Below are 7,356 nucleotides of genomic sequence, written 5' to 3' on the forward strand. Positions count from 1 at the left end.
GAAAAGCGCTGGGTGTGGGGCCTAAAACCGAGATTTATTTTGCCAACCATCACTATTGTCATGTGGCAGCGGCTTGGTATTACACCGATTGGGATGAAGGCCTTTTCCTGAGCTGTGACGGTGGTGGGGATTATGCCCAATACTCCGCGTATCTCGACGCCGGAAAGGGACTGGAGTGCGTGTTGGGTGGTGATGAGACGCTGAAGACGCCACAAAACACGGGGGCATCCATTGGCCTGGCGTACGCATTCGCCACTGAGATTTGCGGTTTTATGCCGAACCGGCATGAAGGCAAATTGACGGGACTTGCCGCATTTGGCAAACCGATACGCGCAGAGCAGATTCTGGGCCTGTGGCATATCGACAAAGAGACCGGAGCCCTGAGCAGCGAAATGCAAGGTGCTGCGGCATTGAAGCAGGCGCTGAAATCAATATTCGAAGGCGACAGCCGGGAAGACGTGGCTGCCTCTATTCAGGTGGCCACGGAGTCGCTGCTTGTTGAATGGGTAGAAACGCTTAGGGCATTGCATGGGGGGCGTTATATCGGGTTGTCTGGCGGGGTGTTCTCCAATGTGAGGATGAACCAGAAAATTGCCGAGCTTGAAGGTGTGGACGAGGTGTTTGTGTTCCCGGCGATGAGTGACGAAGGCCTGCCGGTTGGTGCCTGCATTGATTACTGGGTCAACAGATTGGGTAACCCGGTTGAGCGTGAACGACTGACGTCATTGTATTTCGGTCGCCATTATTCAGGTGATGATTTGCTCGAGGCTGCTAGGCAGGGCGGGTTCCGGGTTGAAGCGGGTGATGAGCCTGCTCGTCAGGCCGCTGACTTGATTGCTCAGGGTGGAGTGGGTGCCATTTTTTACGGTGGCATGGAAATGGGCCCCAGAGCGTTGGGTGCCAGAAGTATTGTGGCGAGCCCCGCAGATCGTGGAGTAAACGACAGTATCAATCAGCGGCTGCAACGCACCGAATTCATGCCTTTTGCCCCGTTCGTACGGGAAAACGATGCGCAGGAGCTGTTCGATATTTCTGATAAAAACCTTTACCCGAGCCGGTTTATGACCATTACCACCGATGTAAAGGACGAGTGGAAAAGCCGAATTCCCGCCGTCGTTCATGTGGATGGCACGGCTCGCCCCCAGGTGATTTATCGGGAAGATAACCCTTTGTACTATGACGTACTGACGGAGTTTGCTGCGCTCACGGGGTTGAAGTCGCTGGTGAATACCAGTTTTAACGCTCATGAGGAGCCGATTATCAATACTCCCGAAGAAGCGTTGGCGGCGTTGAAAGATGACCGTGTGGACTTCCTTTTCTGTGAGAGCGGCCTGGTTTTTCCGGGCGCATAGCGTTGGATATTGCGCCCCTGGGATGTCGGATTTCTGTCGTGGTCCCTGTTTTGTGGATATGACATTGTCATGGGCCGTTTTTGACGAGATCGTCCCGGATGATAAAAAACATGTGACTTTCCAGAGGTTGGTCACAGGAGCAGCTAGCCGACTTCAGTGGGCTAAGTGTCAGGACGGTGCAGCGCCTTGAGCGTGGGCATAGCACGGGGCTGGAATCTCTCAAGTGTATTGCGGCGGCCCTCGAGGTGGAGGTTGCCACGCTGAGGAGTGAAGACGGTGCTGATGGCGAGCTGTTCCTGGGCGCCAATCCAATCTTGCCGGTACGGAATGTGGTTGAGACGGCGATATTTTATGAGCAGGCGCTAGGATTTGAGGTTGAGGTTCTCTGGCAAGATCCTCCCTACGGCGTAGTCGCAAGGGGCCGAACCATCATGGAGTTTGGTGAAGGACGAAAGGCGTATGCAGGTTCAGGGGTGTGCGTAATCTTTGTCAGTGACGTGGATGCTGTCCATCGCGAATTCTCGATTCAACGCCTCGACTTTGTTGGCGATTTGGCGGATAGGGACTATGGCAGCCGCGATTTCCGGGTGCGAGATAATAATGGCAATTTGCTGATTCTCAGTAGCCCGCTGATAGATCAGAGAGCGTTAATAGACTCTGGGGGCAAGGTAGTTTGAAGCTGCTTTGTCGGTGTGCGGCTGGTTACAGCGCTTTCACAAACACCTTCGAATTCCGCTGCCAGTTATACAGCGACTGCCGGGCTCCCGGCAGTGCATCGACGCCCGCCGCTTCAAACCCCTGTTGCTGAAACCAGTGCGCGGTGAGCGTGGTGAGCACGAACAGGCTGTGCAGGCCCTGTTCCCGTGCACGCCGTTCCAGATAGCCGAGTACCTGGGCGCCCCGTTCGCCTTTGCGGTAGCCGGAGTGAACGGCGACGCAGGCGAGTTCGCCGGTCTTGTCTTCCGGGAAGGGGTACAGGGCGGCGCAGGCGATGACCATGCCGTCGCGTTCGATGATGGCGAAGCGCTGGATTTCGTTTTCCAGTAGCTCTCTTGACCGGCGGACCAGGGTGCCGTCTTCTTCCAGCGGTTCGATCAGCTCCAGAATGCCACCCACATCTTCGATGCGGGCGCCACGGATGGTTTCGTAGGTTTCCCGGGTGACCAGGGTGCCGCAGCCGTCGCGGGTGAACAGTTCCTTGATCAGCGCGCCGTCCACGAGGGCGTCCAGCAGGTGGGCGCGTGCCACGCCATTGCTGGCGGCGTGGCAGGCCGCGGTGAGTTGCCGGTCGATGCCGTTGTCTGCCCGTTTGTCTTCCGCCAGCAACTTGCCGGCCTCCTGGGGCGACAGTTCGCGGATGAGGTCGCCCTGGGTGTCAGCCAGACGCAGGTCATCACCGAGCAGGATCAGTTTGTCTGCGCCCAGGGCGATGGCGGCGGTGGAGGCCACTTCTTCGGCGTTCACATTGAACAGCTCGCCGGTGGGCGAGCAGCCGACCGGGGAGAGCAGCACCACGTTGCCGCTCTGGTGTTGCTGGCGGATGGCGTCCACGTCGATGCGCCGCACTTCGCCGGTGTGCTGGTAGTCGAAGCCGTTACGTACACCCACCGGTTTGGCCACCACGAAATTGCCGCTGACCAGCCGGATGCCCGCGTTGTGCATGGGCGAGTTGGCCAGGCCCATGGAGAACAGCCCTTCCAGTTTCAGGCGCAGCCCACCCACGGCGGCCATGACGCTGTCCAGCGCGGCGCTATCGGTGATGCGCATGTGCTGTTCGAAGGTGGATTCGATGCCCGCCCTGGCCAGGTGCGCACTGATTTGCGGCCGGGCGCCATGGACCAATACCAGCTTTATGCCCAGGCTGTTGAGCAGGGCCAGGTCGTGGATCAGGGGAGCCAGCCGTGGCCCGTCCAGCAGTTCCCCGGCCAGCATCACCACAAAGGTTCGGCCCCGGTGCGCGTTGATGTACGGCGAGGAGTGACGGAACCAATGGACCTGATTGTCGGGTGTGTTGCTGGACACGGTGTTTTCCCTGCTGTTTTCCCGCTATGGGAGGGAGGTAAGTCGTTGACTGGCCAGTATAGCCAGCGAATTACGCCTGAGGCCAGACGCCAGATGCTCGACGCCAAACAAAAACGCCGCCCGGAGGGCGGCGTTGGTGTGTTGCTTGCTGCGTGATGCGTGCAGCGTCTCCTTAAGCCCCAAACAGTCCCTTGAAGAAATAGAAGAACAGGATGGAGAGCAGCGCACCTGCCGGGAGGGTGACCACCCAGGAGGTGAAGATGGTGCTGATCACGCGCAGGTTCAGGGAACCGATGCCGCGGGCCATGCCGACGCCGAGGATGGCGCCCACCAGGGTATGGGTGGTGGAGATGGGCAGGCCGGTGCCGGAGGCCAGAACCACGGTGGTGGCAGCGCCCAGTTCGGCGGCGAAGCCGCGGGACGGGGTCAGCTCGGTGATCTTCTTGCCCACGGTGGCCATCACCCGGGCGCCGAAGATGGCGAGGCCGAAGACGATGCCCATGGCACCTACCAGCAGGATCCAGCTGGGCATTGCTGCCTTGGCGCCCACTTCGCCGCCGGAAGCCAGCACGCTGTTGATGGCCGCCAGCGGGCCCACGGCGTTGGCCACGTCGTTGGAGCCGTGGGCAAAGGCCATGGCGCAGGCGGTGAAGATCATCAATACGGCGAATACCCGCTCCACGGAGCTGAAGCGAAAGTCCTTGTCGGCTTCCGGGTCAGGCTTGATGCGTTTGAGGAACATGGAGCCCACCGCCATGACGATGGCGCCACCACCCAGGGCCCAGAGGAAGCTCTGGAAGAAAGAGATTTCCAGGCCAATGTGCTTGAGACCCTTCACCATGGTGACCATGGAGATGACGAACCCGACCATGAACATGTAGTAGGGCACCACTTTCTTGGCGCGCTCGAAGGGGTCGTCGTGGTTGAGTACCAGTCGCTGCACACTGCGTATCAGGGCGAAGGAAATCACCCCGGCGAGCAAGGGCGACGTCACCCAGCTGGCGACGATGGAGCCCACCTTGTCCCAGTGCACTGCATCCATGCCCAGGCCCACGGCGGCAAAGCCGACAATGGCGCCGACGATGGAGTGGGTGGTGGACACCGGCCAGCCGAACCAGGAGGCGACCATCAGCCAGATGCCTGCCGCCAGCAGCGCGGACATCATGCCGTAGACCAGATACTGGGGGGCGTGGGAGAAGGTTTCGGCATCAATGATGCCCTTGCGGATGGTGGCGGTCACCTCTCCGCCGGCCAGGTAGGCCCCGGCAAACTCAAAGATAATGGCGATGATCACCGCCTGTTTGACGGTGAGGGCCTTGGCGCCTACCGAGGTGCCCATGGCGTTGGCCACATCGTTGGCGCCGACCCCCCAGGCCATCAGGAAGCCGAAGGCGCCGGCCAACAGCAGCATCAGATAGGTATGCTCGAGCATCCACTCCATAAGAACTCTCCTAGCGTGCGACCAGCATCTGCAGGCGGCCGCCTACTTTCTGGGCGCGATCGGCGAGATCGCCCACCCATTCGATGATCTTGTAGAGGAAGATAACGTCCACCGGCGACAGCTCGCTTTCCAGCTTGAAGAGGGTGGCGCGGATGGTGATTTGTTGCTCGTCGTTGGCTCGCTCCAGGCGATCCAGTTCTTCGATCAGTTCTTCCACCAGGCGGATTTCCCGGCCACTGAAGCCGGTCTCGATCAGTTCGTCGAGCTCGTTGATGGCCTTTTGTGCCTGGGCCGAGGTGTCGATGGCGCCTTGTACATAGGCTTGCATCACATCGGCCAGCACTGACGGGATGGACATTTGTCGGCCCAGCATCAGCCCGGAGATGTCCTTGGCCTTGTTGGCCACCTTGTCCTGCACGCTGATCAGGTCGAGCAGATCGGTGCGGGGCATGGGCAGGAACAGGCTTTTGGGCAGATTCAGCCGGAACTCTTTTTTCAGCTCGTCGGCCTGGTTTTCCAGCTCGGCGATGCGCTTGCGGGCGGCGCGAGCCTTGTCCCAGTCGTTATCGGTCACGGCGGCGAAGAAGTCTGCCAGCGTACGGGCACAGTCGTGAACGGTGTCGTAGTGTTGTTGCAGGGGTTTGATTGGCGAGCGGCCGAACAGGCCGGCAATGGAGCTTCCAAAGGACATAGGCGCCTCGGGTCCAAGTTTTAGGGTTGGAAACAGCTTCCCATGATGCCGCTATTCGCTGCTGGCGGGTAGCGGCGGCGGGCCGGTGACAACGATGTCACAGTTCCGTCATGAATTGGGTCGCGAGTATAGAGAAAGCGGACGGGGCTGTCAGGGGTTCAGTGTTAGGGTTACAGTAAAGAGGCTGATAGGCCGCCTTGGTCTACGCCAGAATAATGAGATGACCCCGATTGCGTGCGGTGAAGAGTCAGGGAGAGTAGAGAGAGTGACGAAAGTGAGTGTTAACGCCCCCGCGGATCCGGCCAAGCTGGACGGCCTGCTGGTTGATGTGCGCTGGTTGATGCGTGAGTTGTTGGATGAAGGGCGCGTCAGCAAGGAAGACTTTAACGTCATCTCTACCACGCCTCGCGAGAAGAAAGAGCTGAACTGGCACGCCATTCAGGTGCTGGCCAAATACCGCCTCACGGACCGGACCGATACCCACCAGTTACTGGATGTGGATTTTCTGACCCAGTGGCTGTCGGCCAAGAGTGGGTTGCCGGTGTACAACATCGACCCGCTCAAGGTGCATGTGGATCAGGTCACCAATGTGATGAGCTATGCGTTCGCCGAGCGCCACGGCATCGTGGCGGTGGAAGTGCATCGCGACAAGGTGGTGGTGGCCTGCGATCAGCCGTTTGTGCGCGACTGGCAGGCGCATTTGCAGCAGGTGCTGCGCGATCGTGAGCTGGAAGTGGTGTTGGTCAATCCGGAGCAGATGCGCCGCTACCGGATCGAGTTCTATAACCTGAGCCGCTCCATCGCCGGGGCGGCCGGGAATACCGGTCAGGAAATGTCGGGCATCACCAACTTCGAGCAATTGCTGGAAGTGGGCAAGGGCCACCACGATGCAGACGATCAGCATATCGTCAATATTGTGGACTGGATTCTGCAGTATGCGTTTTCCCAGCGGGCCAGTGATATTCATCTGGAGCCGCGCCGGGAAACCGGCAAGATGCGGTTTCGCATCGATGGGGTGCTGCACGATGTGTACGAGTTGCCCGCTGCCATCATGGCGGCGGTGACCAGCCGTCTGAAGATTCTCAGCCGCTTGAATGTGGCGGAAAAGCGCAAACCCCAGGATGGCCGCCTGAAAACCAAATCGCCGGAAGGGGCCGAGATCGAACTGCGTATTTCCACCTTGCCCACCGCGTTTGGCGAAAAGATGGTGATGCGGGTGTTCGATCCGGACGTGCTGGTGCGCAGTTTCGAACAGCTGGGTTTTACCAAAGAGGATCATGACACCTGGCATCAGATGACCAGCCATCCCCATGGCATCATCTTTGTGACCGGCCCCACCGGTTCGGGGAAAACCACCACGTTGTATTCCACCCTCAAGCAGCTGGCCACCAGCGAGGTGAACGTCTGCACCATTGAGGACCCTATCGAAATGGTGGAGCCCAGTTTTAACCAGATGCAGATTCAGGCCAATATCGATGTGGACTTTGCCCAGGGGGTGAAGGCCATGCTGCGTCAGGATCCGGATATCATCATGATCGGGGAGATTCGCGACCTGAAAACCGCCGATATGGCCATTCAGGCGGCACTTACTGGCCACCTGGTGTTGTCGACCCTGCACACTAACGATGCGCCGTCGTCGGTGACTCGCTTGATCGATTTGGGTGTGGCCCCGTATATGATCAGTGCCACCGTGCTGGGCGTGATGGCGCAGCGGTTGGTGCGTACCCTTTGCCCGAACTGCAAGACCCCCAGCGAAACCGATCCGCAGGCCTGGGAGGAGCTGGTGCGGCCCTTCAAGATGAAGATGCCGGAGACCCTCTATCAGCCGGTGGGCTGCCTGGAGTGCCGGG

General features: G+C 59.4%; 6 protein-coding genes. 3 read left to right on the forward strand and 3 right to left on the reverse strand.

Translation table 11 applies throughout. From position 1 onward, the window contains the following. Both A3754_RS11420 and A3754_RS11425 read left to right on the forward strand, forming a co-directional pair. On the forward strand, window positions 1-1,352 hold a 1,352-nt coding region (locus A3754_RS11420; RefSeq protein ID WP_063519785.1), incomplete at its 5' end, for a carbamoyltransferase C-terminal domain-containing protein. 176 nt (window positions 1,353-1,528) lie between these two features. After that, window positions 1,529-2,029 (forward strand): VOC family protein, encoded by a 501-nt coding sequence (locus A3754_RS11425; RefSeq protein WP_369817609.1) that lies wholly within the window; start codon window positions 1,529-1,531, stop codon window positions 2,027-2,029. Window positions 2,030-2,054: 25 nt separating this feature from the next. On the opposite strand, the gene argA is transcribed toward A3754_RS11425, so the two are convergent. From argA to A3754_RS11440, 3 genes are all read right to left on the reverse strand, one after another. Further along, window positions 2,055-3,374, reverse strand: coding sequence for an amino-acid N-acetyltransferase (argA, locus tag A3754_RS11430; protein WP_063519786.1), 1,320 nt, complete (start codon window positions 3,372-3,374; stop codon window positions 2,055-2,057). A 172-nt stretch (window positions 3,375-3,546) separates the two neighbouring features. Then, entirely contained in the window at window positions 3,547-4,815 is a 1,269-nt protein-coding gene (locus A3754_RS11435) for an inorganic phosphate transporter (protein ID WP_063519787.1), read from the reverse strand. A gap of 10 nt (window positions 4,816-4,825) precedes the next feature. Continuing rightward, a complete protein-coding gene (locus A3754_RS11440) occupies window positions 4,826-5,506 on the reverse strand; it encodes a TIGR00153 family protein (RefSeq protein ID WP_063519788.1) in 681 nt (226 codons plus the stop codon). Between the two features lie 265 nt (window positions 5,507-5,771). Between A3754_RS11440 and A3754_RS11445 the strand changes: the two genes are divergently transcribed. Further along, window positions 5,772-7,356 (forward strand): GspE/PulE family protein (locus tag A3754_RS11445; protein WP_063519789.1); only part of this gene is annotated, 1,585 nt, incomplete at its 3' end.

This window comes from Alcanivorax sp. HI0083, from assembly GCF_001635175.1.